The sequence below is a fragment of the Methanobacterium aggregans genome (assembly GCF_017874455.1).
Lineage (GTDB): Archaea > Methanobacteriota > Methanobacteria > Methanobacteriales > Methanobacteriaceae > Methanobacterium_C > Methanobacterium_C aggregans.
Map to the genome: position 1 here is coordinate 59,665 of NZ_JAGGLN010000002.1, position 26,959 is coordinate 86,623.

The 26,959-nt window shown below is 38.1% G+C and carries 26 protein-coding genes and 1 tRNA gene; 13 read left to right on the forward strand and 14 right to left on the reverse strand.

What is annotated here, in order from left to right; all coding sequences use genetic code 11:
* Window positions 1-224: 224 nt before the first annotated feature.
* The 4 genes from J2756_RS02990 (at window position 225) to J2756_RS03005 (ending at window position 2,400) form a co-directional block, all read left to right on the forward strand.
* Window positions 225-1,136 (forward strand): DUF5591 domain-containing protein, encoded by a 912-nt coding sequence (locus J2756_RS02990; protein WP_209582448.1) that lies wholly within the window; start codon window positions 225-227, stop codon window positions 1,134-1,136.
* Between the two features lie 186 nt (window positions 1,137-1,322).
* The gene (locus J2756_RS02995) at window positions 1,323-1,613 is read left to right on the forward strand and encodes a metal-sulfur cluster assembly factor (RefSeq protein ID WP_209582459.1); all 291 of its coding nucleotides are present in this window, start codon (window positions 1,323-1,325) and stop codon (window positions 1,611-1,613) included.
* Between the two features lies 1 nt (window position 1,614).
* Window positions 1,615-2,160, forward strand: a complete 546-nt coding sequence (locus J2756_RS03000; RefSeq protein WP_209582462.1) for an AAA family ATPase — start codon at window positions 1,615-1,617, stop codon at window positions 2,158-2,160.
* Between the two features lie 167 nt (window positions 2,161-2,327).
* Window positions 2,328-2,400: transfer RNA gene (locus tag J2756_RS03005), tRNA-Ile, on the forward strand.
* Window positions 2,401-2,986: 586 nt separating this feature from the next.
* Here J2756_RS03005 and trpD read toward each other — a convergent pair.
* The 7 genes from trpD to trpE all read right to left on the reverse strand — a co-directional run bounded on the left by trpD (window position 2,987) and on the right by trpE (window position 9,779).
* Complete coding sequence (gene trpD / locus J2756_RS03010) at window positions 2,987-4,078, reverse strand: anthranilate phosphoribosyltransferase (protein ID WP_342593094.1); 1,092 nt, start codon at window positions 4,076-4,078, stop codon at window positions 2,987-2,989.
* A complete protein-coding gene (gene trpA, locus J2756_RS03015) occupies window positions 4,056-4,895 on the reverse strand; it encodes a tryptophan synthase subunit alpha (protein WP_209583180.1) in 840 nt (279 codons plus the stop codon). The genes trpD and trpA overlap by 23 nt, the downstream gene beginning before the upstream one ends.
* Before the next feature lie 5 nt (window positions 4,896-4,900).
* Window positions 4,901-6,082, reverse strand: a complete 1,182-nt coding sequence (gene trpB, locus J2756_RS03020) for a tryptophan synthase subunit beta (RefSeq protein WP_209582464.1) — start codon at window positions 6,080-6,082, stop codon at window positions 4,901-4,903.
* A gap of 103 nt (window positions 6,083-6,185) precedes the next feature.
* Entirely contained in the window at window positions 6,186-6,884 is a 699-nt protein-coding gene (locus J2756_RS03025; RefSeq protein ID WP_209582467.1) for a phosphoribosylanthranilate isomerase, read from the reverse strand.
* 17 nt (window positions 6,885-6,901) lie between these two features.
* A complete protein-coding gene (locus tag J2756_RS03030) occupies window positions 6,902-7,750 on the reverse strand; it encodes an indole-3-glycerol phosphate synthase TrpC (RefSeq protein ID WP_209582469.1) in 849 nt (282 codons plus the stop codon).
* Window positions 7,747-8,322 carry an anthranilate synthase component II gene (locus tag J2756_RS03035; RefSeq protein ID WP_209582471.1) on the reverse strand — a complete coding sequence of 192 codons (576 nt, stop codon included), beginning with the start codon at window positions 8,320-8,322 and terminating at the stop codon, window positions 7,747-7,749. Before J2756_RS03035 ends, J2756_RS03030 begins: the two co-directional genes overlap by 4 nt.
* A complete protein-coding gene (gene trpE, locus J2756_RS03040; protein WP_209582472.1) occupies window positions 8,319-9,779 on the reverse strand; it encodes an anthranilate synthase component I in 1,461 nt (486 codons plus the stop codon). The genes J2756_RS03035 and trpE overlap by 4 nt, the downstream gene beginning before the upstream one ends.
* Before the next feature lie 264 nt (window positions 9,780-10,043).
* Here trpE and J2756_RS03045 point away from each other — a divergent pair, with 264 nt between their 5' ends.
* On the forward strand, window positions 10,044-10,547 hold the full coding sequence (locus J2756_RS03045; protein ID WP_209582474.1) for an amino acid-binding protein: 504 nt from the start codon (window positions 10,044-10,046) through the stop codon (window positions 10,545-10,547).
* Window positions 10,548-10,681: 134 nt separating this feature from the next.
* Here J2756_RS03045 and J2756_RS03050 read toward each other — a convergent pair whose 3' ends face one another.
* Window positions 10,682-10,924 carry a HypC/HybG/HupF family hydrogenase formation chaperone gene (locus J2756_RS03050; RefSeq protein ID WP_209582476.1) on the reverse strand — a complete coding sequence of 81 codons (243 nt, stop codon included), beginning with the start codon at window positions 10,922-10,924 and terminating at the stop codon, window positions 10,682-10,684.
* 412 nt (window positions 10,925-11,336) lie between these two features.
* Here J2756_RS03050 and J2756_RS03055 point away from each other — a divergent pair, with 412 nt between their 5' ends.
* From J2756_RS03055 to J2756_RS03065, 3 genes are all read left to right on the forward strand, one after another.
* Window positions 11,337-11,699 carry a hypothetical protein gene (locus J2756_RS03055; RefSeq protein ID WP_209582478.1) on the forward strand — a complete coding sequence of 121 codons (363 nt, stop codon included), beginning with the start codon at window positions 11,337-11,339 and terminating at the stop codon, window positions 11,697-11,699.
* A gap of 41 nt (window positions 11,700-11,740) precedes the next feature.
* A complete protein-coding gene (locus J2756_RS03060) occupies window positions 11,741-12,100 on the forward strand; it encodes a hypothetical protein (protein WP_209582480.1) in 360 nt (119 codons plus the stop codon).
* 256 nt (window positions 12,101-12,356) lie between these two features.
* Complete coding sequence (locus tag J2756_RS03065) at window positions 12,357-13,646, forward strand: FAD-dependent oxidoreductase (protein ID WP_209582482.1); 1,290 nt, start codon at window positions 12,357-12,359, stop codon at window positions 13,644-13,646.
* A gap of 146 nt (window positions 13,647-13,792) precedes the next feature.
* Here J2756_RS03065 and J2756_RS03070 read toward each other — a convergent pair whose 3' ends face one another.
* Window positions 13,793-14,854 (reverse strand): glycosyltransferase, encoded by a 1,062-nt coding sequence (locus tag J2756_RS03070; protein WP_209582484.1) that lies wholly within the window; start codon window positions 14,852-14,854, stop codon window positions 13,793-13,795.
* 297 nt (window positions 14,855-15,151) lie between these two features.
* Window positions 15,152-15,952 (reverse strand): TrmB family transcriptional regulator, encoded by an 801-nt coding sequence (locus J2756_RS03075; RefSeq protein WP_209582486.1) that lies wholly within the window; start codon window positions 15,950-15,952, stop codon window positions 15,152-15,154.
* 236 nt (window positions 15,953-16,188) lie between these two features.
* Between J2756_RS03075 and J2756_RS03080 the strand changes: the two genes are divergently transcribed.
* Together J2756_RS03080 and J2756_RS03085 are read left to right on the forward strand one after the other, a co-directional pair.
* A complete protein-coding gene (locus J2756_RS03080; protein ID WP_209582488.1) occupies window positions 16,189-16,956 on the forward strand; it encodes an ABC transporter ATP-binding protein in 768 nt (255 codons plus the stop codon).
* On the forward strand, window positions 16,953-18,092 hold the full coding sequence (locus tag J2756_RS03085) for an ABC transporter permease (RefSeq protein WP_209582490.1): 1,140 nt from the start codon (window positions 16,953-16,955) through the stop codon (window positions 18,090-18,092). The genes J2756_RS03080 and J2756_RS03085 overlap by 4 nt, the downstream gene beginning before the upstream one ends.
* Before the next feature lie 109 nt (window positions 18,093-18,201).
* Here J2756_RS03085 and J2756_RS03090 read toward each other — a convergent pair whose 3' ends face one another.
* The 4 genes from J2756_RS03090 to J2756_RS03105 form a co-directional block, all read right to left on the reverse strand.
* Entirely contained in the window at window positions 18,202-19,119 is a 918-nt protein-coding gene (locus J2756_RS03090; protein WP_209582492.1) for a cell wall biosynthesis protein, read from the reverse strand.
* A gap of 73 nt (window positions 19,120-19,192) precedes the next feature.
* The gene (locus J2756_RS03095) at window positions 19,193-19,843 is read right to left on the reverse strand and encodes a hypothetical protein (protein ID WP_209582493.1); all 651 of its coding nucleotides are present in this window, start codon (window positions 19,841-19,843) and stop codon (window positions 19,193-19,195) included.
* A 361-nt stretch (window positions 19,844-20,204) separates the two neighbouring features.
* On the reverse strand, window positions 20,205-20,852 hold the full coding sequence (locus tag J2756_RS03100) for a hypothetical protein (protein ID WP_209582495.1): 648 nt from the start codon (window positions 20,850-20,852) through the stop codon (window positions 20,205-20,207).
* A gap of 285 nt (window positions 20,853-21,137) precedes the next feature.
* Window positions 21,138-22,199 (reverse strand): mRNA surveillance protein pelota, encoded by a 1,062-nt coding sequence (locus J2756_RS03105; protein WP_209582497.1) that lies wholly within the window; start codon window positions 22,197-22,199, stop codon window positions 21,138-21,140.
* A 293-nt stretch (window positions 22,200-22,492) separates the two neighbouring features.
* Between J2756_RS03105 and J2756_RS03110 the strand changes: the two genes are divergently transcribed.
* From J2756_RS03110 to J2756_RS03120, 3 genes are all read left to right on the forward strand, one after another.
* Window positions 22,493-22,813, forward strand: coding sequence for a hypothetical protein (locus tag J2756_RS03110; protein ID WP_209582499.1), 321 nt, complete (start codon window positions 22,493-22,495; stop codon window positions 22,811-22,813).
* Between the two features lie 264 nt (window positions 22,814-23,077).
* Window positions 23,078-24,391: a prephenate dehydrogenase gene (locus J2756_RS03115; protein WP_209582500.1), complete on the forward strand. Its 1,314-nt coding sequence runs from the start codon at window positions 23,078-23,080 to the stop codon at window positions 24,389-24,391.
* 334 nt (window positions 24,392-24,725) lie between these two features.
* Complete coding sequence (locus J2756_RS03120; RefSeq protein ID WP_209582502.1) at window positions 24,726-26,918, forward strand: CDC48 family AAA ATPase; 2,193 nt, start codon at window positions 24,726-24,728, stop codon at window positions 26,916-26,918.
* Window positions 26,919-26,959: the final 41 nt, after the last annotated feature.

A 26,959-nucleotide genomic window follows, 5' to 3' on the forward strand; every position in this document is an offset into this window, starting at 1 on the left:
TAAAAGAATTTAATCCATGAAAACCAAGATCAATTAAAAAAAAAGATCCACTTTAAGGATGCTCAATTTTTTAGGTTAAATTCAATTTTAAGATGCATAATAAAGAGTTAATATAACAAATTTTTAATAAGAAGTTATTTTAACAATTTCTTTAATAAAAATACTCATTTAAAAGAGTTATCAATAGATTAGATGAATTGATAAATCTAATCCAGGAGAACAACATGAAGATACCGTGCATAACAGAAGAATCACTTTACAGACCTGAAGCCCGCAGGTGGAGAGAGAGAATGAGTTTACTGGAACCTCTGGGTGATGTAGTGGTTGTGTTACCATGCAGTATGCGTAAACCTTACTCACAGTCCAAATCCCACTCCATTTTCATGAAGGCAACCAAAGGTTATCAAGAAGCAATTTTAACCTCCCCTTTTGGTGTTTGTCCCAGGGAGATGGAAAGAACATATCCAATACAAGCCTACGACACCTCAACAACAGGTGACTGGTCCCATGAGGAAATAAAAGTCACAGGTGAATGTTTGAAAGATTACATTGGAGATAAAGAGGTCATAGCCCATGTTTCAGGTGGTTACAGAGAAGTTTGTGAGGAATATCTGCCTGATGCCATTTACACATGCGAGGACGGCAGGCCAACATCCTGGGAATCCATGGACAAACTCAAAAACGCTTTAAAAGGTTACAATAAAGTTTCTTGGAAGGAAAGAAGGCTCCACGCTTTAAGATCCATTGCAAGATACCAGTTCAACACCCCTGATGCAGACGCATTGATACCAGATGGATCTAAAGTAGTTGGAAGGTTCAGCAAACGTATCCTTCAGAACAAGGAACAAATTGCAACTTTACTCTTTGATAATGGATTTTACTCTCTCAACCTTCGTGGTGGCGAAATTTTGAGAGATGTTGGGGTTAAATGGGTTGAAATAGATTTTGATCTTAAAACCAGCACAGTATTTGCACCGGGAGTTCTTGATGCAGATCCCGGTATAGTCCCAAAGGATGAAGTTGTGGTTTTAAGGAAAGGGGAAGTTATGGGTGTTGGTAAAGCTGTTTTAAATGGTGGAGAGATGAAGAGATCTGGAAACGGTGTTGCAGTGAAGCTTAGACACAGAAAAAAGTGAACCCCCAACCAACCTTAAACACAAACATAATAAAAGTATAAATACCATGAACAGATCATAGAAAACTACATCTATTTGATGTTGATAAACATCATAAAATAGGCCATTAAGATTAAAATAAGATATTTTATAAAATTTAATGGAATAAAGGCAATAAAACACTTTTAAAAATTTTTGAGGGATAATATGAGTGAAGAATTAGTTGCAAAAATAAGAGAAGCACTTTCAAGTGTTGCAGATCCTCACATGGGTATCAGTATAGTTGAAATGGGAATAGTTGGAGACATTGAAGTCAACGAAGCAGAAAAAACCGCTAAAATCGTTATAAAACCAACAAACCCCGGATGCATGAGTGCAGCAAACATAGCAATGCAGGCAAGGATAAACGCTGAAAAACTCGATGAAATCGACAAAGCAGAGATCGTTGTTGAGGGACACATGATGGCAGATGCAATCTGCGACATGGTAAACAAATAATATGGTTCAATGGAACATCGCCGCTGTAGTGGGTGTTCCAGGAGTGGGTAAAACTTCACTCTGCAGGGAAGCTGCAGAACTAGTTGGAAGCACCCATGTAAACTACGGCGACCTTATGCTAGAAATAGCTAGGCTTGAGGGCCTTGCAGAAACAGATTCTGAGATGTTCAGTCTTGATCTGGACATCCAACACAGGATCTGGAGGACTGCAGCTTTAAGGGCCAGTTCCATGAGTAACATCATTCTTGACCTTCATGGAATTGATAAATCCTCAATAGGTTACATAACCTCTTTTCCAGTTGAAATCATATCACCTGACATTGTTGTGATAGTTGAATCTTCATACGAGAACGTGATAAAACGAAGATATGCAGATTCCTCTAAAAAACGTGTTTTAGAAGATTCTAAAAGTTTGTATGAACACATGAATCTTTTAAGATCATCTGTTGCAGTATTTTCTGTTTTTTCAGGATTTACATTTACAGTGGTTGATAACAACAACTTCAAGGAGTGTCTTGAACAAATCGTTGCTGTTCTGAAGAGATAATTCCATAAATTTGTAATATATGCCATGAAATGCTTAATACATTCTTTAGAATGAGTGCATTAATAGAAAGAGTTATATATGATGAAGGCTAAATCTTGAATCTACCCTTACGTCTTCTAAATTTTAATTCACGAAGGATTAATATTTGAATACAGTTAAGGATATGGGGGCCCGTGGCTCAGGCGGTAGAGCGCACGGCTGATAACCGTGAGGCCCTGGGTTCGAATCCCAGCGGGCCCATTTCCTTTTATAAATCATTCTAATTTTAAAGTAATAGTTTAAATTTCTAAAAATTAAATTTGATCGAATTTTACTCAACTACATTTTTACATCATATTAAACCTGCCATATAAATAAACCTAATTTTTAGCCCAGTACCTGATGTAACAATTTGATATCCATCTTTACCTCTTGAGGTTGCACATCATTTTCCACGATAGTTAGGCAAAAGATGAAAGGCTAAAAAAATGAATTTAAGGCTTAAAACTCTTAAAAAAGATTTTTAAATATTTAGAATTAGGATCAAAAATGTTGATTTTCTGTGTTTTTATCATACAAATTAAAATTTCAAAAAATTTATATTTGGTCGCAGCAAATAGTAAACTGGAGCAATGGTAAAGTCTAGGTAAACATTAATTACCTCATTTTTTACCTTCTTTTTTATTATTTTATCCTGAAATACTTTAAACTATCCAAAAAAGATAAATTTTATTTTAAAAAAAGTATTTAAAGTATTGAATAAGGGTTTATCTAAAAAAAAATCATCAGTTCACTGTTTTTATCTGAATCATCATTCAATTCATTTATTCACACAAAAAAAGGAAATTTAAAGGGAATTACTTGCCCTGATAAACTCTTCAAGCTTCTGGGATGCTGCTCCAGATTCAACTACTTCTTCTGCCATTTTAAAGCCTTCCTTAAGAGTTTCAACCTGCCCACTTATGAACAAAATTGCAGCGGAGTTTGCAAGACACATATCAAGCCTTGCCCTGTCCTTTTCATCACCCCTTTTACCTACCAGAACATCCCTAACAACATCCAGGTTTCCTTCAAGGGTTTCAGGAGCTTTTATATATTCTGGATCAGCCCTTTCAATTCCAAAATCCTCAGGATAAATATCAAATACCTTTATTTTTCCTTCATCCAGTAATGCAACCTTTGTTTTTCCTATGGTTGATATTTCATCCATTGCAGGTTCATCCCTGTCATCAAATCCATGGACAACCATTGCCCTCTTGAGTCCAAGGTTTTTCAGAACCTCTGCAACAACCTCAACGTATTCAGGGTCAAAAACTCCAAGTAGCTGGACATCTGCTTTTGCAGGGGATGTTAAAGGCCCAATTATGTTAAAGACAGTTCTTATTCCAAGTTCCTTCCTCACGGGCATAACATGTTTCATTGCAGGGTGGAAGTTAGGTGCAAACATGAACCCTATGCCTGCATCCTCAAGGCAATGCTCAACTCCCCTTGCACCGCAGTTTATGTTCACGCCGAGTGCCTCCAGAACATCTGCACCACCACATTTACTGGTTATGCTGCGGTTTCCATGTTTTGCAATGGCAACACCACATGCTGCTGCTATTAAAGATGCTGCCGTGCTTACGTTGAAGGTTTTAAATCTGTCCCCACCTGTACCACACGTGTCAACGAGTGGAATATCCATATCTGGGTTCACATTTATGCATGCGTCCCTCATTGCCCTTGAAAATCCTGTTATTTCAGGGGCTGATTCTCTCTTAACTGCAAGTCCAGTGAGAATAGCGGCTATGTGCACATTACTTGCCCTGCCACTTATCATCTCACTCATGCAATTGTAAGCCTCTTCTTCACTTAGATCCTTCCTGGAAGCCACTTTTTTCAGGTAATCTACCATCATCTCTGTCATCTCCCTGGATCTATCCCTGAATCCTTGTTGCATTTTTCAGTTCAGCACATGCTTCCTTCACTTTATCAAGGAGAACTGTTTTATCTTTGAGGTTTTCTTCAACTATGTTTATGAGGGCACTTCCAATAATTGCACCGTCAGCTCCGGCTTTTATAACTTCTGCTACATGTTCTGGTTTTGAAATTCCAAACCCAACACATAACGGTAGGTCTGTGTGGCTGCGCATTCTCTCTACAAGCTCAACACTACTGGTCTTAACCTCGGATCTGGCACCTGTAACACCCATAACCGATACAACGTAAAGAAATCCTGAGCACATCTCTGCAATCTGTTTGAGTCTTTCGTTACTGGTTGTCTGGGCTGCCAGGAATATTGGGTCAATTCCATGCTTTCTTGCTGCTTTCACAGATTCTTCTGCTTCTTCAGGAGGTAGATCTGCGGCGAGAACACCATTTACACCCGATTTCAGTGCATCCTCATAAAATTTATTTATTCCACGTTGGTATATGAGGTTGTAGTACACAAGAAGACCTATTGGAATTTCTGTGAATTCACGTATCCTTCTTATGAATTCAAAACATTTATCTGTGGTCATACCTGCATTCAAGGCTCTTAAATCTGCAGACTGTACTGTTTGGCCATCTGCAACTGGGTCACTGAATGGAAATCCTATTTCAAGAGCATCTGCTCCTCCTTCAACCATTTTTTTAATGATCTCTAATGATGTTTCAAAGTCAGGGTCTCCTGCAACCATGAATGGTATGAAAACACCTTCTCCTTTATCTTTAACCCTTTTAAACATTTCTTGATAAGTTTCTGTCATCAAAGTCACATCCTCATTTTTTTCCATGGGACTCACAGTTCTTCCCCCATTTCCTTTGCAACTAAGAACATGTCCTTGTCTCCCCTTCCAGATAAGTTTACAATTATGGTTTTTCCCTTGTTTTCAGGCATTTTAGCATATTTTTCAGCGTATGCAACTGCATGAGAACTTTCAAGTGCAGGTATTATTCCCTCGTACTTGGATAGAAGTTCAAATCCTCGGAGTGCTTCTTCGTTGGTTACTGCAACGTACTTTGCACGGCCTGAAGTGTGGAGGTAGGCATGTTCTGGTCCAACACCAGGATAGTCCAGGCCTGCAGAAACTGAACTTGCCTCCTTTATCTGTCCGTCCTGATTCTGGAGTACGTAGGATAATGATCCGTGGAGTACTCCCTCCGTGCCCTTGCAGAGTGTGGCGCCTGTTTTGTCTGTTTCTACTCCTTCTCCCCCACCTTCCACTCCAATTAGATCAACTTCTTCATCATCAAGGAATCCTGAGAATAGTCCCATTGCATTACTTCCACCGCCGACACATGCTATTGCTGCATCAGGTAGTTTTCCTTCTTTTTCAAGTATCTGTTTCCTTGCTTCCTGCCCTATAACGCTCTGGAAATGTTTTACCATTGTTGGGTATGGGTGTGGACCCATGGTTGTTCCTATGAGGTAGTGGGTTGTTTCGATGTTGGTGATCCAGTCCCTGAATGCCTCGTTTATTGCATCTTTAAGTGTTTTTGAACCTGAGTGTACTGGAAGTACCTTTGCTCCGGATATTTCCATTCTGAACACGTTGAGCTTCTGTCTCTCAACATCTTCACTTCCCATGTACACTTCTACTGGAATTTTGAAGTTGGCACCCACTACTGCTGTTGCAATTCCATGCTGTCCTGCACCAGTTTCAGCTATTAACCTGGTTTTTCCCATGTACTTTGCAAGAAGTCCCTGTCCAAGGGTGTTGTTTATTTTATGAGCACCTGTGTGAAGCATGTCCTCCCTTTTAAGGTATATTTTACATCCAAGTTTCTCTGAAAGGTTCTTTGCGTAGTAAAGGGCTGTTGGCCTTCCTGCAAATTCCTTTAAATAGTATTGAAGTTCTTCATTGAACTTTTCATCATCCTTGTACTTTAAAAAAGCCTTTTCAAGCTCTTCAAGTGCAGGTATAATAAGTTCAGGGACAAAAACTCCCCCATATTTACCGAATTTTCCACTTTCTATCATGAGATCACCTTAACTTTAATTTATTCCAATCAAACAATCCAATCTTATTCTCCAATTAATTTAACAATCAAACAATCCATTCTAGTTAATTAAAAAGATTATTTTAATATTTAATACTTAAATGACCTTTTATTCCAAACAACTCTTTTATTTTAAGGGGATTTTTAATTCCAGGTGCATCTTCAACCCCTGAATTGACATCCACGTAGTCGAAGTATTTATCCAAAATTTTTTCATAACCCTTTATTCTTTCAGTGCTCATTCCACCTGCAAGAACTGTTTTTATACTTTTTTTAATATTTTTTGCAATTTTTGAAGCTTTTACTGCTGTTTCAATTGGAATCTGCCTTCCAGTTCCACCACTTTTTCCTTCAACTTCGTAGTCAAATATGATGGCATCACAAACCCTTGCAAATTCCTTTATTTCCTCTTTTTTATCCTCTGAAAGTTTATCAGAAATTCCAACTGCCCTTACTATCTTCAAATCCTTTTCAAGGGGACTGATTTTGAAACAATCCCGCCACTTAAGATATTTTATTTCATAAGGGGAAAGTGAGTGAAGCTGTAAAATCTTTATACCTGTTTTCCTTAGTGCAAAAAGCACTTCTTCAGCATTTTCAGGTTCCATTACAAGAACGGCCCTATCTTTATTCTTCATAAAATGTTTCAGTTCATTTATCCTTTCCAGTTCCACGAAACGTTTGGATCGTTTGATGTTTATAAATCCTATGAAGTCTGCACCTGCATCTTCACATATCTGTACATCTTTAGGTCTGGTCATTCCACAGATCTTAACTTTCATAAAAATCCAACCCAATATTAATTTCTTTGAATTTTGGAACCATTTAGGCTGCTGATTATTTGTGAAGCTGCATTAAGCATTTCAGATTTATTTTTTTGACCCATTATTCCAGTTCCTATTAATATTGCATCTGTTCCTGCTTCAGCCAAGCGTAATGCATCTTCAGGTCCTTTCACACCACTCTCAGATACAAAGACTACTTCAGGGGGTATGTGCTCTGCAAGTTTTTCCGTTACCCTGAGATCAATTGTGAAGTCCTTGAAGTTTCTGTTGTTAACCCCTATTAACTGGGCTCCTGATTTTAGGGCATTTTCTATATCTTCTCGGCTTCTGCACTCCACCAGTGCATCCATTCCAAGTGTGGAAGCAAGTTCAATACCACTCATGAGTTCAGGGTACACTCCTGACATCAATAGAACTGCTCTTGCACCTGAAAGTTTTGCCTCGTATATCTGGTACTCCTCTAGCAGAAAGTCCTTTCTGAGGAGTGGGAGTTCTGTTATTTTTGAAGCAGACTTCAGGTTGTTGAGGCTGCCTTTGAAATAATCTTCCTCTGTTAGGATTGAAACTGCACTGGCACCTGCAACCTCAAAAACATCAAGGGCATCTTCAATTTTGGTCCCTGATATATCTCCCATGGAGGGTGATGCTGGTTTGTACTCGCAGATAACACGCACATTTTCATCAGAAGTTAATGCATTCTTAAATGAATTATGTTCATTATTTGAATTAAATTTTGGGCCTGGAAATTTCTCATTATCCAGAATTTCTTCAACCTGGTTTTTCAACTGTATCAATGGTTTTGATTTCATTGTGCTTTGAAGTGTTTTCTGTCTCTGGTTTAGGATTTCCTGAATTTTTATCATGAACCTATCTCCAGAAAGTTTTTGAGTATCTTGAGTCCTTCACTTGTTCCAACAGATTCCGGGTGAAATTGAAGGCCGTAAATTGGGAATTCACGGTGTTTTATTCCCATTATGAGATTATCCTCAGTTTTTGCAGTGACTTCCATGCTTTCAGGCGTTTTTTCTGCATCACAGAGCAGTGAATGGTACCTGGCAGCATTTAACGGGTTTTTAACCCCTCTAAAGAGGCCTTTACCGTTGTGGATTATCTCACTCTGTTTTCCATGAACAGGTTCTGTTAAAATTATCTTACCTCCAAAAGCTGAAAATATCCCCTGATGTCCAAGACAAACTCCTAAGATTGGTATTTCAGGCCCAAGTTCCCTTATGACCTGCATGCAGACTCCGAAGTCTCCCCGGTTTTCAGGGTTTCCAGGTCCTGGAGATATTATTATTTTTTGAGGTTGAAGCTTCCTTATTTCATCTACAGTGATTTCATCGTTTCTTTTAACGATTATATCCTCTTGGATCTGACCTACCATCTGGTACAGGTTGTAGGTGAATGAATCGTAGTTGTCGAGTATCAGAATCATTCAATCTCATCCCCTGACTTGATTGTGGAACTGGAACACTTGGAACCTGAATTTGAATTTAAATTTGAATCTGAATCGGAATCCCCTGAAACTTCAAGTGCTTTTAAAAGTGCTCCTGCCTTATTTTCACATTCATGGTACTCATTTTCAGGTACTGAGTCATGAACTATTCCTGCACCTGCCTGTATTCTTCCAGTGTTTCCTTCGCAGACCATGGTTCTTATGGTGATTGCAAAATCTGCGTTTCCATTTAAGGAGAAGTATCCCACTGCCCCTGCATAAGGTCCTCGTGGAATTCCTTCGAGTTCGTTGATTATTTCCATTGCCCTTATCTTTGGAGCTCCGCTGAGTGTTCCTGCAGGAAACATTGCTTTGAATGCATCAACTGCTGTTTTGTCTTTTCTGAGTGTTCCCTGAACCTTGGAAACTATGTGCTGGACGTGGGAAAATTTTTTAACCCCCATGTACTCTGGAACATGGACGGATCCAAATTCACTGACCTTTCCAACGTCGTTTCTTGCAAGGTCCACGAGCATGAGGTGTTCTGCCCTTTCCTTCTCATCGGATAGGAGTTCACTTTGAAGTTTTTCATCCTCAAGGGTGTTTGAACCTCTTGGACATGTTCCTGCAATTGGGAAGGTTTCAATCTTTCTGTTTTCCACCCTTACAAGCATTTCAGGACTTGAACCTATTATTTCACGTTTTCCAAGTTTTAAGTGGTACATGTATGGGGAAGGATTGATTTTACGCAGTTTTTCATAGAATGATAACTTGTTACCCTCCAATTCATATTCCCTGGCATTGGATATGACACCCTGGAATATTTCACCGGCCCTTATTTTTTCCTTGGTTTTTCTGACCATTTCTTCATATTCTTCCTTGGAAAAATAATGGTTTTTTTCCTTGAAAGTTAAATCATCAATTTTGTAGTCCTTTTTTGAGAGTTCCTGGATTTCTTCAAGTCTGTTCTCTCCAAGGGTCACGTATTCACATTTGTTATGTATCCTGTCGAAGATTATTCCATCAAGAAAGAGTCCAAATTCAAAGTCAGGATAGGATCCCTCGGGTATGTCCACGGGTTCGAAGTGTCTCACAGCTTCGTAGGATACATAACCCACAAGACCCCCGTTGAATCCCTTTTTTCCTGTGTTTTTTGAGTTTATCTTCTTTATTTCATCGAAGGGGTTTTTAACCTCAAATTCCTCTTTTTCTCCATCATGCTCTATTTCAAGGGTGTTACCTTTAGCTCTGAAGGTTGCAGAGGGTTTGAATCCCAGTACTGAGTATCTTGCAAGTCCACTGTCACTTTCCATTGATTCCAGTAAAAATGCGCTTGAATAATTACTGTATATCCCTTTGAAGAGTTCAAATGGAGAATCAAAATCTACATCAATTGTTTGGGGTTCGTTTATTTTAATTCCAATTTCATCGAAGTTATATTCGCCAAAAACATTCACTGCCTTTCATATTTTCACCTTAAAAAGTATTTTATCTTGAATTTTTATCATGAATTTGATTTTATCAGCTGAATTTTTTCTATTAACTCAACTTCTTTTCATACCATAGTTTTTATCTCTAACTTATTCTTACATCATAGTACTATTTAAACCTTTAGAGTACATATTTGTACATAGTTTTAAATAGTTGTTCCTACTAAAGGAAGATCAGGCAGATATAAAGACAGGATCAAAAGGTAGTATCATAACGATGGAGAAATAACTATGTGGGACAGAGTAAAACATAAATTCGAGAAATTTCCAGCCAGGATGGCTGTTGCAAGGAAGATAGTGGAACTTGGACTTCGAGTTGGTGAAAAGGGTAAGATCTACTGCGGAGATGTGGAGATAAGTGATCTGGCCCTTGCAAGATCATCTGGCGTTGATAGACGGACAATCAAGTCCACTGTAGATGTTATATTGAATGATGAACAGCTTTCAGCAATATTCAAAGATATTCACCCTGCAGGTGCCCTTCTAAAAAATATCGCCAAGAACCTTGGATTTGGAGTTGTGGAAATAGAGGCAGAAGCTGGAAACCCAGGGATACTTGCAAAATCCACAGAACTAATATCCTGTGAAGGAATAAGCATAAGACAGGCCCATGCAGGAGACCCAGAACTTGAGGAACACCCAAAACTCACAATAATAACAGAAAAACCTGTTAAGGGAGAACTAATAAACGAGTTTCTGAAGATACCTGGGGTTAAAAGGGTTTCAATCTCTTAAAAAGGTTTCATTTGATTTAAAGGGAAATTTTTGAATAAAAAAGAAAATAAAAAGAGAAATTAATAAAAATTAAATAAAAAGCAAATGTTTAATGAAAAATGATTCAAAAATATTAAAAAATAGATAGTTTACAACTATTTCTTTTCCATATCTTCTTCATCAAGGACCTTTAAAAGCTCATCCCATGCTTCAAGAGATTCCTGAGCTTCCTGATCTGTTAAAACCTCAATTGCATATCCTGAATGAACCAAAACATATCTTCCAATTTCTAAGTCCCCTACAAGGTCCAGTTTTGCCTGCTGTCTTACTCCACCAAAATCAACGGTGGCAACGTTGTCCTTAATTTCAACTATCTGTGCTGGTGCTGCGATACACATAATATCTCCTCTTATTAACTTCAATACTCAATTTAATCTGATGTTGATATCCAGTTTTTGAATGCAACTTCTATAATTTACAATATAAGTTTGTATTCATATTTTGTTTTACTATTGTTTAAATTTCAACCAATAAAAGCTTTGGTTAATACATTTTTAAAGAGTTTACCTATCTTGGAATTTATTCAGAAGAAAAACTTCTTAAACAGGGATTGGGTTTTGGAACCCTAAAACTTTCCAATGTTTAACTCATTTTAGTAATTTAAGATGTGCCACTTTTATATAAAGCACATGTTCTATGAAGGATTTTACATTGAAAAAAATCATATTAATTTATATTTTTGTAATGGGGAAAAACTTAACTTAATGAATAATAAATTCTTTTTGAATAATAATTAATAGGGGTAAAATAATGAAAATTAATATCTGGACTTTTATTTATTTTCTAGCAGCTCTGCCTTTTTTAGGTAGATTCTTTGGTTTTTTAACTTCGGGAAACCCATCATATTTAATCACAGGTTCTACAGGACTTATTTTGATCCTACTCATTTTTAGAGAGTACCAATATTTTTATAAAATACTTTTTCTGCTTTTAATAGGTTTAATTTTATTTTCAGGGTTGACAATCACTTATATATATTTATTTGAACCTATCTATGCCACCAAAGAATATTACTATGCAATCGGAACTCTCTTACTTTACATGGTCTTCTTTGCTTACGGCTATTGGCGCAGAGGAGATATAACATTCCCAGATAATAAATCTAAGATCTAATGAGATTATTAAGTTATATGAATTAAATGGAGGTTAAATTAATGGAAGAAAAGTTTTTGTGGCCAATTTTAAATACAATATTTATCGTTTTTGCATTTTTATATTTTTTAAGTGGAGGACCTTTAACTTTTTTATGTTTATCTCTTATTTTTCTTCCTGCTCCTCTCATATCGGTTTATCAGGCTAAAAAATGTAGTTTTAAAGCTTTAATACGTAGTTTAGTGGGTGCATTAGCAATCCAAGGCATGGGAGTATTATATATCTACCTAAATAAATTTTCATATTTCCAAGATTCAACGGATTATATAGCATTTTATGGACTTTTAGGCGTATTCGTCAGCCTTATGTTTTTAGTTGTATATTTGTATAGACGAAGTGATATCATCGTACCTCAACAATAGCGTGAGTGTTACAGACATTAACCCTGTTGTTGACCCTTTCCCATATTATATCACTTTTTAAACAAAATAGTTTCAGTGACGTTTGCATGAAAATTGTTCATGATGATTAAATTTATATATAATTGATGAAGTGGCTCTTTTAGTCACATAAAACAGAGAATATTAAGGTATAGATAAAATAAAACGTTTTAAATCATTAATATGCATAGTAATTATATAAACAAGATATTCTGGAAATGATCTTGGAGGATGAAAAATGAACATCGTGGTTATAGGGGGAGGTCCAGCTGGTAGAACAGCTGCAATGGAAGCTTCAGGACTTGGAGCAAATGTTACACTGATTGAAAAGAATAAAATAGGCGGTAAATGTCTTAATGAGGGATGTGTGGTTGTTTGTGGGCTCAACGACGTTGCGAAGTACATAAGGAACACAAAAAAATTCAATGAAAGAGGAATCACCAGCCTGAACCCTGAAATCAATTTTCATAAAGTTGCAGGTGGAGTGAAAGAAACAATAGCCAAGATAAGGCACGTTCTTGAGGTTGAAACCCGTGAAGCAGGTGTTAACGTTGTCATGGATGATGCTGTGGTTGGAGATGGCTACGTTTCAGTTGGAAATGAAAGGTATAATTACGACAAGCTTATCATAGGGACAGGTGCAGGTGCTTCCATTCCCCCAGTAAAAGGTGCAGAACATGCACTGACCTACAGAGATGTTCTTGACATTCCAAAGGTTCCTGAAAATCTCAACATCGTGGGAAGTGGAGTTATAGCTGCTGAATTTGCAGGAATCTTCTCAGCCATGGGCTCCAGGGTAAGGATTTTCTGCAGGCACAGTTTTTTGAAGATGCTCGACCCCGATATAAAAAGGTACGTGGTTGAAAAGTTGTTAGGGGATGTTGAAATACTTGAAAACACTCAAGTCAATGAGATTCATCCAGACGGACTCAAAACAGATGCTGGTTTTTTTGAAGGAACTGTTCTTAATGCAGTTGGAATGGTGCCAAATTCAGATGCAGTGAGGGGTCTGGTTGATACTGGAAAAAATGGGGAGATAATTGTTAACAGCAAAATGGAAACCAGTAAAAGGGGTGTTTACGCTGCAGGAGATGTTGTTGGTGGAATAGGAACAACACCAGTGGCCCGTATGGAGGGAGTGGTTGCTGCAAGGAACTCTTGCGGAATTCATGCTGAGGCAGATTACAGGTTCGTGCCAAGTTCCATATCCCTACACTACGATGTCAGTTTTCTGAAATCTGAATCTCCCACGGGTTCTGAAGGGCACATACCTGGATCTTCAGGGCCAGAAACATTTTGGAGAGTTCTTGATGGAGAAACAGGTATGAGTAAGGTTGTTTTTGATGCTGAAACTGGAGATATAAACAGTTTGTTTGCAGTGTCACCCTCTGCACGTACAACCATGGCCTACATGTCCAAGTTTCTAAGGGATGGTTATAAAATCCATGATTTTGATAACTTCATTGAAACCCATCCCTCAACAGATGCTGTTTACAAGCTCATAAGGTTCCTTTCCAAGTTAGAGTGAGTATTCAAAAAAAAAGATATATCTGAATGGACTACAAAGGAATAATTAGCTTTTAAACATTTATAAATACTTGAATATCTTCATTAACTCTTTTTATATTATTTTAGTACTCAAAAAATTTTTAAAATCTCAAATAGATATTTGAATTATTTATTTAAAGGAATTCTGTTGTAGATCATCTCTGCAATATCATCAGCTGAATTTAGAACGTCTGCTCCATACTTAGAAGCATTCAGCTTCATCTCACCCATACCCTTGAATGCATCTTCTAAAACTGTTTCCAGGTTTTCGAGTTCAGCTTCAAGCACTGCTCCATTGAAGACTGCGGCTAAATTATGGTAGCGCCCGTATTTCACTCCTAAAAGTGCTACAACTGGTATGTTGCATGCCATGGCTTCGTGTATCATCATACCATCATCTGTGACCACTGCAACATCAATGAGCTTGTAAAGGTCGCGTATCCAATCTATGTAACCCAAATAAAATACCTTTTCAGATTTGAAGTATTTCAGGTAATCCTCTTCCAGCGGGTCTCCAACCACAAGTATGTTGGCATCGATCTGACTTTCTCCAAGTTTTTCCACACCCTGGGCCATTTTTTCAAAGAGTGTTGAACCCGATGAGAAGAGAACAGTTGGGATAGTTGGATCGTAACCTTCTGGCATTTTTGAAAGGGCCTTGTCCTTATCTCCCACGATTACTTCTGGATTTATTGGTGAGTATGCTTTTTTTGTGTTGAGCTTTTCAAGTTCTGCACTTTCCAACTGGAAGAGGTTGGATTCGGGTAGGGCAACGTTCGTTGTGATCTTGGTGCAGATGTTGGCATCCATGGGGGTTATGAGAATTCCAACTGATGGGAGCCTTGCAACGAGTGCTCCAAGACAACCCACAACTGCACCTCCACCTATCACTCCAACCACAACATCTGGTTTGACTTTTTTGCAAAGTTTTGATACTCCCAGTACTGCTTTGAAGGTTCTGAATGCTGCCTTTCCCATTGTTGCCTTTGTGGCAGCGTGTCCTCCAGCCTGGGGGATGCTGGTTTTATACCAAGTTATTCCATGTTTTTTAAAGAGTAAACCTGGAGCTGTGGGATCCAGTGCAAATTCACATTCAACTCCCTTCTTTTCAAGGGCCCTTGCTATGTTGAGGGCTGTCATTGCATCCCCTCCTATGCCCCTTCCTGTAACAATGCATAAAGCTTTCATATAAAATCACCTTAAATTTATTCTTTTTAAAATTATTGATTATTCTTAAAAGTTCATTAAATTAGTTAGATTAATGATTAAACTGTTTTTTAAGGTTTATAAATAATTTTTCTATGTTCATGAACCTTTTTTTTGTACCTTCAACTTTCATTTTTACAATTTATATTATTATCTGAAACCCCACTTGAAAAAATTTTTAACCTACAATTCATTGGGACAATTAAGATTCATCTAAATTATTTTAAAACACAGATTATTTAGTTAGGATAGTTCCAAATAAAGTAATTACAACTTCTTTTAGATCTTAACTTCCTTAAACAGTTCGTTGTTCCAGACGAATTCGTACATTCCCTCAATCGTTTCCACAAACTCCCGGTACTGGTTCCATATTCCAATTGATGTTTTTGAAACTGCGCTTTCTCCTGAAAACTTGGAAAATGCCATGATCATTTCCTTTTTATCCCTTAAAACCATTTTTATGTTGGGTATCTGCAGTAACTTCAGGTCGCAATCTAGGTTCTGGAGAACTTGAGACACATCTATCATTTCTTCATCTACAATTGAGTGGGGCATTATTATTATCCTTACATTTACCCCTCTTTTAATAGCTTTTTGAATAACTTCTTTTAATTTGGGTGGCTCTTCCTTGAACATAAAGCCCGCCATTATGATAAGGGATTCTTCTGCCCTTGAGATGATCTCAAGTTCCTTGTTCACGATCTTCTCCGGGCCGTGAACAAGCCATATGGGTGCAGGTACGTTGGGTATCTGGGTTTCGTAGACCATGTTGAGTTCAGCTTCAGCTTTGTCCATTGTTTCCTTTATTTCATTTCTTGACCTTTTGAAAACCTCGTGGGGAGGTATCACAGTGAATTGCAGTGGCTTACCCCGGCTCATTTCCACAAATCCCTTCTTTACAAGGGATTTCAAAACCACGTATATCTTAGAACGCGGGACGTTTGATGCTTCACTTAGCTCCGTTGCTGTTCCAGATATTACAGATGTTAAAGCCACATAAGCCCTTGTCTCATAGTCCGTAAGTCCCATAGTCTTAAGGGCGTTTAAAGTTTCCTTTTCCACTGGAATGTCTGCCAACATGTCACCTTCTTAATTTGATTATCTTTAATTGATTTTTTTAGAATATTCCTGTTAAATTGAATTAAATCTGTTAAATTGAATTAAATTCATTTCATAATTTGATGAATCATTACTGGTTTCACCATTAATTATATTTGAACCACGTGTTAATCTGCTCCATTTTATACTCTATTAGTTACATAACTTATAAAAAGGTCATGTTCATATTCCTTATTAACTGAAGGGAAGTGATAAAATTGGGAGAAGAAATTGATTATGCCATAGAAACATCAGAACTTGTAAAGAAGTTTGGTGATTTTAAAGCTTTGGATGGAATGAACCTCAAAGTAAAAAAGGGCGAAGTTTACGGATTACTGGGCCCTAATGGTGCAGGTAAAACAACCACCATAAGGGTACTGTGCGGCCTGTCAAACCCATCATCTGGAGAAGCCCAAATTCTTGGAAAAACCATTCCCAACAATACAATATCAAAAGTTATAGGTTACATGCCTCAAGAAACTGCTCTTTACGATGGACTCACAGTTAAACAGAACCTGAAATTTTTTGGGGAAATTTTCGGCCTTAAAAAGGATAAAACAATTAAAAAGATCCATGAGCTCCTTAGATTCATAGATTTGGAAGACTGGAAAAATGAGGTGACTGCTAACTTGAGTGGAGGTATGAAACACAGGGTTTCACTGGCATGCACCCTCATACATGAGCCAGAAGTGCTTTTTCTTGATGAACCCACAGTTGGCGTCGATCCGGAGCTCAGGTTATCCTTCTGGAACTACTTCAACATGCTCAAGGATTCAGGTATAACCATACTCATCACAACCCACTACATGGATGAGGCACGCCACTGCGACAGGGTTGGATTCGTTAAAAAGGGTAAAATAATTGCAGAGGGACATCCTGAAGATATATTAAGGACTACAGGAACCGAATCCCTTGAAGATGCCTTCCTTGAGTTTTCAAGAACTTGTGGATCAGGAAATGTTCTGGAAGGAGGCAGTGTCCAATGAACTTCAGAAGAAGCTTTGCAGTTACAAAGAGGGTTTTCAGGGACATCAAAAATGACAAACGTACCATTGCACTTATGCTCCTTGCACCCATATTTGCAATGTTTGTATTTGGCCTGGCCTTCAGCGGTGACGTGGAAGATGTTAACGTTGTTGTAGTGAACCATGACACAGGTTTCCAGATACCTGGAGGAGAAAATCTTTCACTTTCCCAGGAGATAATCAGCAACCTGGACACTAATGTTTTGAACATCAAATACATGTCAGACAATGCTTCCGCTGTTGGTGAGGTTGAGAATGGAAAAGCCTACGCAGTCATCATATTTCCGGAAAATTTCACAGAAACTGCCTACATTGGTGCTACAACTCCCTCATCCAATCAAAGTACCCAGCTAATTATAAGGGCTGATGAAAGTGTTGTTAACATTAAAAATGCCATATTCAGCACTGTTGGAGATGCTGCAACCAAGACAATGGAAGATCAGGGAATTAACCCTCCTGTGAAAGTGGATTCTGATCCAGTCTATGGTGAGGGTGCAGAGTTCATAGATTTCTTCGTTCCAGGAATAATGGCCTTCGTTGTTTACCTCCTCACAACGCTGCTCACCCTCCTTGCATTCGTTGGTGAAAGGACATCAGGAACCCTTGGAAGAATTCTAGCAACACCCCTTAAGGAAAGTGAAATAGTATGTGGTTATGCTGTGGCATTTGGAATTGTTGGAACAGTGCAGGCTGCATTCCTCCTTACAGTGGGTGTTCTTGTCTTCAAAATAGATGTGGTTGGAAACGTGCTCCTTGCATTCCTGGTGGTTGCACTACTGGCAGTTGTATCACAGGCACTTGGAATACTGCTTTCAAGCCTTGCAAAACGTGAAGGTCAGGCCGTACAGTTCATACCCTTCATAATACTTCCAGTTTTCCTACTTTCAGGTGTTTTCTGGCCAATAGAAGCAATACCTACATGGTTACGACCATTATCATACTTGGTACCACCAACCTATGCAGTTGATGCTTGCAGGGCGGTTATACTCAAGGGATGGGGTCTGGATAAGATAGGGATAGATGTTGCTGTTCTTTTGGCATTTGCAGCTCTTTTCCTTGTTATGGCTGCACTGTCCCTTAAAAGAAAGAAGGATTGAAAAGTCGTTAATTCTTTCTTTTTACTTTTTAAATAGGAACTAGATTTTTTTAAGGCAGTGAGTACTTCGTCATATTCACGCCTTATTTCGTTATAATTTTTGATACAACTTACTCAATATCATTCTCTTCTGCGTAGGGATTGAAGAACAACCTTCTGAAACCCAAAATTTTAAGTAATTTGTTGTTTATCATAATGCATCGTTTTTTAAGGATTGTTTTACGCATCAAGTCTCCAAGTCCTCCTCCTGTTAAAACATCCATGGTGTAATCTCCAAAGTTGGGATCCTGAATTTTGAGGTTTTTCTTGATGAATGCTTCAAGGTTTTTTCTCCTTAAAAATGCTATGAGAATTGATGTTAAGAGGAATAATGCCAGTACAAATAGGAAAACACCTGAAGCTCCAAAGCCAAATGAATTTCCAACAATACTGCCTAAAACTGCGTATAAAATTCCAAGACCCACAGCAAATGAGTGGTTGCCCACCTCTCCCATCATTATTTTACCTTGGTAGTCCAGGGCAGCGTATCCAAGGCATGCCACCAGGATGAGTAGTGCTGGGTAGTAAAGGGTTGAGGTTAATGCAAATATTCCAAGAACAACCAGAAGAGCCATTGTGATCACTGTGGAACATGCAGTTCCAGGCTGCATGTCTGCAATGTTCATTGGCTGTATCATCAGGGCTATCAGTATTGCAAGGGCACCGAAGTTGTAGTAGAATCCAACTGCCATAACCATCAGCATGCCAATTCCCCTTGAAAGCTGTCCAAGTTCAAATGGCAGCCCTTCAATCCTTTTTCTGCCAATTAAATCATCTGCAAATGCGAATAATCCAATTATTCCTATTAAGTATTGATAAGGAGGTTCTAAAAATAGTAATAAAACTATAAATGGGGCCAATCCAACTGCACGAGGCGTTCCACCCCTTATATTGGTGTAGAGGTTTCCCTTGGTTCTTGTGAAAATTTCCTTGAAAATGTAGGTCAAAACTGCTGATGCTAGAAAAGCTAAGATTAATTCTTCGTACAATTAACACACATCCAATAAATATTAAAAAATAGGGGTTTATTAAGTCCTGAAGAACACAGGATTGTTTCCCCCTTTAAAGGTTGTTCAGTGTTTTGATAAATAGGTTTGCATCTGCAACCTTTTTACTGTAGGAATCGTACTTGTAGGTCTCGTAGATTATGGTTGGAATGCCCTTTGATGCTATTGGCTTTGTAACATATTTTGGGCTGGTACCACTAGGTGGCACGTAAACCTTCAAAAACGACATCTTTGCCTTTACCCTATTTATGTAATTGTAGGTTTTGGCTGTCTTTGATACAGGGTCTAAAAACCTTGGGTATTTGTAGCCACTTGATTTCCAAGCATCTTCATGAATGTCAAAAACAACATTTGGATGGCTTCGCTTGACATCTGGGACAACAAATTTATTCCCAAGCAGCTGTCCATACATTCTACCCTTGTAATAGTTCATAGGAGTCTTGGTAACATGGATCCTGTAAAGAAGGTATTTCTTGTTCGAAGATGCTGTTTGAGTCTTCAGCGCAGATACCATGGCATCATGAAAACCATGTTCTCTTGGGTGAACCCCCACAATTATAGCTATTGTGTTGGTTGAGGATGGATTTCCATAAGTTTGCTTTTCAACCCATCCATAACTTGTTTTTCCAATAACCGCCGCAGAGCATGCCCCAATCATAGAAAACACAAAAATTAAACACATGAATATACTAATTAGTTTTCGCATATAATCACCTTTTATTAATAATATATGTAGATTTTCAATATTCATTAATAAACTTTATCATGTTTTATCAAAAAAGGATAGAAATTTAAGGATTTTAGAAGTTTATACAAATTTTTAAATTATTTTTTAAAGAAAAAGTTTGATTTTCATATTAATTTCATTAAAAGGACAGATATATCTTATAAAATCTTTCATAAATATGATATTAATGAACATTGATTAAAAATAGTTAAAAAATTGATTAAAAGATTCTTAAAACTGTTATTTAACAGTATAATACAATTCTTCGAATAATTAGGTTTGTATATTTAAAACCACTTAATATGTATTCACCATAAACTACTATCTGAGGTTACTGAATTTAAAGACTGTTCAACGTGTTGATAAACAGCTTTGCATCTGCAACCTTTTTACTGTAGGAATCGTACTTGTAGGTCTCGTAAATAATCGTTGGAATGCCCTTTCTTGATAGGGGGTTTGTAACGTACTTGGGACTGGTACCACTAGGTGCGTAAACCCTGAGAAACGGCATTCTAGTTTTTATACGATTTATGTAGCTATAAGTTCTACTTGTTCTTGATATTGGGTCTAGAAAACGGGAGTATTTATATCCACTGGCTCTCCAACCATTTTCATGAATATCGAAGACAAGCTTTGGATTGTTTCGCTTCACATCAGGGACAACGAATTTATTTGCAAGCAACTGCCCATACATTCTACCCCTGTAGTAGTTCATAGGGGTCTTGGTAACGTGAACCCTGTAAACTATGTACTTCTTGTTTGAAGAGGCAGTTTTGGTTTTCACTGCAGATAAAACCGCATTATGAAAACGGTACTCTCGTGGATGAACCCCTAAGATTATAACTATCTTGTAGTTGGAAGATGGATTACCATAAACATTTTTTTCAACCCATCCATACTTAGTTTTTCCAAGAACAGTTGCAGAACAGGCAGCAACTGTAGAAAATATAAAAATCAGACAGAGTAAAATGCACATCAATCTACGCATTTGGATCCCTCCAATTAACATTTCATTGACGTTCAGTTATTATTTGTTTTTTAACCTTAATCAATTTTGTTCTGAGGTTTTAATGAAACTTGATTAAACAAAAAAAAGGAATCCAATTCAAAGAGTAGATCGAATCAATTTTTTTCAATGAATAAATTCAGATATTCTTTTTTAGAAAAAATAGATACATGATGGGCAGTTCTATTGGATTAAATAGATTAAAAATTAATATAAGTTAAAGGTTTTTATTGAGTATTAATCAGCCCATAAAAATATTTCGCAGAATTAAGTTATCCCATACCTTAAAAGGGCCGCAATTCCTCCAAGAGCATTGAGCTGTTTTCCTCCGTCGTGTTCCGTACTTACGATCAGTACTTTACCACCCATATTTTCTGTGAGTTCCATGATCTGTTCTACGTCCAGTTCACGTACCAGTTCATCCACAACAAGGAGTTTTTCAACTGCACCTGCATTTGAAGCAGCCTGAACCTCTTTCTTACCGTATGCAACCAGTTTTGAAGATTTACCTATCTCTGCCAGCAGATCCTCAACAGCTCTCATTTCATAGGCTATCCTGTTTTCTGTGGCCATTTCCTCAATTATGCCCTTTTTAAGAACTTCACTTATTCCTGTCCTTCCCCCAGCACCGGTGTTTTCGATTAGGGATATCTTGGCCATTTCAGGATATTGATCCTTCAAAAAATCGTAGAATTCTCCCTTGGTAAATCCAGGACCTGCTATTATGATACTCTGCACTTCTTTAAACTTCTCCAGGGAGTTTGCAACATCTGTGAAGAAGTCGGATATTGCTTTTTTCCTGTTCTTCTGCACTATCCTTTTTCCGGAAACCTGCCCCATTATTGGGCCGTAGTAATCTATCCCGTACTGTCTTATGATTCCAAGGTCTGCAACATCATCTTCAACTGCAACTATGATTGCTGAAGGTTTTTTAGAAGATTTAACTGCATTTTTAAGCCTTTTAATGTTCCATCTGGACCATTTTTCCTTCTGTATCTTCACAGAATTTTTGAGCTTGAGATCCAGAGTGTGGTGAGAGCCCAGTGGGACCAGATCTTCAGGGCCATGCTCTATTATGCCCGTTGCCCTTAACTTTCCAGTGTACTTATGAAAGTTCATATCCTCAACTTTTATTCCTAAAAAGAAGGTTTTTTTAATGCCCCTGTCGCTCCTTATCTTTTCTCCAGTTGAATCCTGGATCCTACGTGTTGTTTTTGAAGATACCATATCTCCGGGTTCTATTATGTGTGATAGATGCCAGAGGTCGTCCAGTGTTTCTGGGACAAGTTCTATTATGCCCCTTTTGGTATCCTGATAAACTATTCGCATGTTTACACCTTGAAAATATTTGGATAATCCCCTTTTAGATCATTCAAATCCTAGTTTTTAAAATTCTTTTCTAGCCCTTTCTAAATTCCACTCTATTAGTATATGTTAAAAAACCATTTAAAGAATTATCATTAAGCGGATTTTTTTGAAATTCAACCATCCATGATTGAATGATGATAATGGGTATTATAAAAAGTTTTGATGACCCCTCTGATTTTAACCATGATTATTAATAAATTTTATATAAAAGTTAATACATATTGAGTTTTAACGTAAGGGTAGGAGAAGATGGTATGGACAATGAACTGGAAAAACAAATAAAAAATGCATTAAATGGAGTAAATCCATGGCAAAGAGTTCCAACAAATGTGAAAGGCGCATTTTTAGTTAAAACTCCCTCTTCAAAGAGAGGTGAAAGTTTCATGGTTGAAATAAATCCCACAGATGCCAATGGAAACCCTATAAAAAGGAGGGGAGTATTTTTAAAGAGACGATCCGAGCTTGAAAACTTCATGGAAGTTATGGGAAATGATAAGTTGAAGGATCTGATGGATGCCCTTGAAAATATTCAGGGATTAACTCCTGAGGAAGAACTTAAAACTGTTGAAATTTAGGGCTTTAGTTAATTTAATGCCCTGAAAAACTTTTTTTTATTTAAATTCAGTTTAGATCTTTAATTCATTCCGAATGAATATTGGACTGACCTAGAGTTAATCCCAATTAAAACCCTCAATTTTTTATTGGATTGAAAACCATAGTTATAACGAGTTCTTATAAATAATCCTCAATTAAAATAAACATTTAAATTTGAACAATATGAATTTTAGTATGAACTTTAAATTCAAATGCTTTTAATCCAAATTCTAGGAGTTCATTCCATGAAAATTACAATAATCGGCGGTACACGAGGTCTGGGTAATTGGATAGCACGTTTTCTTAAAAATAAGGGATTTGATGTTGTTATAACTGGTAGAAACCAAGTAGAAGGAGAAAGTGTTTCAAAGAAGTTGGGTGTAATCTACCTTCAGGATAATGTGGAGGCTGCATCCCAATCCGACGTTACAATTATATCTGTGCCCATAGATGTAACAACCAGAATCATAAAGGAAGTTGCCCCTCATCTTAAGGAAGGATCCCTTCTTATGGATGTTACCTCTGTTAAAGAGGAGCCTGCAGATGTTATGAAACAGTTTGCTCCTGAAGGTGTGGAGTTTCTGCCAACACATCCAATGTTCGGACCCAGGATACGATCCCTGGACGGACAGGTGGTTGTTTTAACCCCTGAAAAAGAGGGGAATGAGGGTAAATGGTATCCTAAGGTTTTAGCATTCCTTGAATCTGAGAATGCTCGTGTTCTTGTAACTAATCCTGAGAATCATGATAAGATGATGAGTATCGTTCAGGGATTAACCCATTTCTCATACATATCAATTGCAGCAACAATAGAAAAACTTGGAATTGATATCAAAGAGTCCAGAAAGTTTGCAAGTCCTGTTTACAGTTTGATGCTTGACATGATTGCACGGATCGTAGCACAAAACCCTTACCTCTGCTACTCCATACAGACGAACAACAGGTACATCGTCCAGACGCACGAAGCATTTCTAGAGACATTTTTGGAGCTTAAAGAGATGATAAATGCAGGAAGGGAAAAGGAGTTTGTTGGTGCCATGAGTTCTGCAGCAAAACACCTTGACGACCTTGAAGCAGCCCTTGGAAGATCTGATAAAGCAATATCTGCACTCAACGAAGAAGTTCAGCTTCTTAAAGATTCTGTTGGTGAAGAGGTTGGTTTGAGACATATATACTCCGAAACGATCCATGTTGGGATACTGAAGGAATTATCACCAGATTTTGCAACGTTAGTTAGGGATGAAAAGGAAATTAAACTGAAATTATCCAACGTTGAAGTTTTAAGCACTACGAAACTCCATAATTGGAAGGTTGACAATTATCCCAGGAATTTTTACGATGTTTCTGCAGTTTTTCCTGAAAACTGCAATCCTCCAGTGATGGCAGAAACACTGATGAAGTTAGATGCTGTCATAGAAGCATCTGTTGTTGATGTTTACTGCGGAGATCAGATAGAAACTGGTAAAAAGAGTGTCACTATACGTTATTCTATAATAAACCCTGATGCACGGTTTGAAGTTGAAAATCTTTTAAAAGGATTTGGTGGGATTATACGCTGACAGATCCCTGATAAGTTGTCCGTTTTAAAATAATTGAAATGTCTTACTTAAAAATTCTTTTAAAAATAATAAACATCTTTTTTTAATTTAAATTGATTTAAACTTCTTTTTTTAGGAAGTATCCTGTTTAAATGCCAGTAACTTCTTTTAAAATTCATTCCAATGGCATTTAATACATATTGAAAAATAACTATGAAAAAAGCGCAACGTTTATATAGTATGAATAACAAGGTTATAGTAACCAAAGTTAACTAAAACATGATGAATAGTGTAAACTATTTTAAACCCATTAAACATATTATAATCAAGCAAAACGTTAATGTAGGGGGTTCCTATGGAAAATAAAGAAATGAAATTAAAAGTTGCAGAAGCGTTTTCACAAAACGATGTTGGTAGAACAATTGCAAGGATCGACCCGGCATGCATGCATAAGCTGGATCTTCTCGATGGAGACATAATCGAGATAAAAGGAAAGAAGGTAACCGCAGCAAAAGTTGCATCAAGTCAGTCAGATGTTGGGCTTGGAATAATCAGGATCGATGGTTACCTGAGGAAGAATGCAGGTACCTCCATAGGGGAAGAAATCACAGTCAAAAGGGCTGAAGTGAAAGAAGCCCAGAAAGTGATTCTTGCACCCGTTGACCAGCAGATAATGATAAGGGGAGATGTAAAACCCGCATTCATGGGCAGAATCATGTCAAAGGGAGATCTGATAGTCGCAGGAATAAGACAGCAGCAGCCCATGAGGGGGGGCTTATTCGACGACTTCTTCAGGGACATGGTTAGTGATGTTTCACCCATGGGTGAGATAAAGCTTGCAGTGGTTTCAACCAAACCTGCAGGAATCGTTCAGATAACAGACATGACTGAAATGGAAATTCAGACAGAACCCGTGGATGTTTCAAAAATTGAGGGCATAAAAAACGTTGTGGATGTTACCTACGAGGACATAGGTGGCCTCAAGGAGGAAGTCAAAAAGGTCAGGGAAATGATAGAAATTCCACTTAAAAGACCTGAACTCTTTGAAAGACTGGGAATATCCCCACCAAAAGGTGTTCTCATGCATGGACCACCAGGAACAGGTAAAACACTCCTGGCAAAAGCCGTTGCAAACGAAAGCGACGCCCACTTCATAGCAATCAACGGCCCTGAGATCATGAGTAAATATGTGGGTGGATCAGAGGAACGCCTCAGAGAATTCTTCGAAGAAGCTGAAGAAAACGCACCTTCCATCATATTCATAGATGAGATAGATGCAATAGCACCCAAAAGGGAAGAAGTAACAGGAGAAGTTGAACGCAGAATAGTTGCCCAGCTACTCACCCTCATGGACGGACTGAAAAGCAGGGGACAGGTAGTTGTAATCGGTGCAACCAACAGACCAGACGCCCTTGACCAGGCGCTCAGACGACCCGGAAGATTCGACAGAGAAATAGAAATAGGCGTACCAGACAAAGACGGAAGAATGGAAGTTCTCCAGATCCACACAAGGGGAATGCCCCTTGACGACACAGTGGACTTGGATGAAATAGCAGATATAACACACGGATTCGTGGGAGCAGATGTTGAATCACTCTGTAAAGAATCTGCAATGAGGGTTTTAAGAAGGGTACTCCCAGACATCAAGGCAGAAGAGGAGATACCAAAGGAAACCCTCAAAAAGATGATAGTCACGAAATCCGACTTCAAAGAGGCCCTGAAGGAGATACAACCATCTGCACTGCGTGAAGTGATGGTACAGGTCCCAGATGTTAAATGGGATGATATAGGTGGACTTGAAAGTGCAAAACAGGAACTTCGTGAGGCAGTTGAATGGCCACTCAAGTACCCTGAAAGCTTTGAGAAGTTCGGTGTGAGACCACCAAGGGGTGTTCTTGTCTACGGCCCACCAGGAACAGGTAAAACACTCCTGGCAAAAGCCGTTGCAAACGAAAGTGATGCAAACTTCATAGCAATCAAAGGCCCAGAACTCCTATCAAAATGGGTTGGAGAATCAGAAAAAGGAGTGCGTGAAGTCTTCAGAAAGGCCAGACAAACAGCACCTACCGTGATATTCTTCGATGAGATAGATTCAATAGCATCTACAAGAGGTGGAAGTAGCACAGACTCTGGTGTGACACAGAGAGTTGTTAACCAGCTTTTAACAGAGATAGATGGCCTTGAGGAACTGCAGGATGTTTCAGTTGTTGCAGCAACCAACCGTGTGGACATAATAGATCCTGCCCTTCTACGGCCTGGAAGGTTCGATAGACATGTTAAAGTGGACACTCCTGACGAAACTGCAAGAATTGCAATATTCAAAGTTCATACAAAGGAAATGCCACTTGCAGATGATGTTGACCTTGAAAAACTTGCCAAAAAAGCAGAGGGATACGTTGGAGCAGATATAGAAGCTGTGTGCCGTGAAGCAGTGATGCTCACACTCAGAGAAAACCTTGAGGCAGACAAGATCAAAATGAAACAGTTCAAAGAAGCTATGGATAAGGTGAAACCTAAAAGTGAGGTTGACCTGAGGCAGTACAGCTAAAACCATTCCACAAGTGGATTTAACTCCAAAAAAACCTGAAA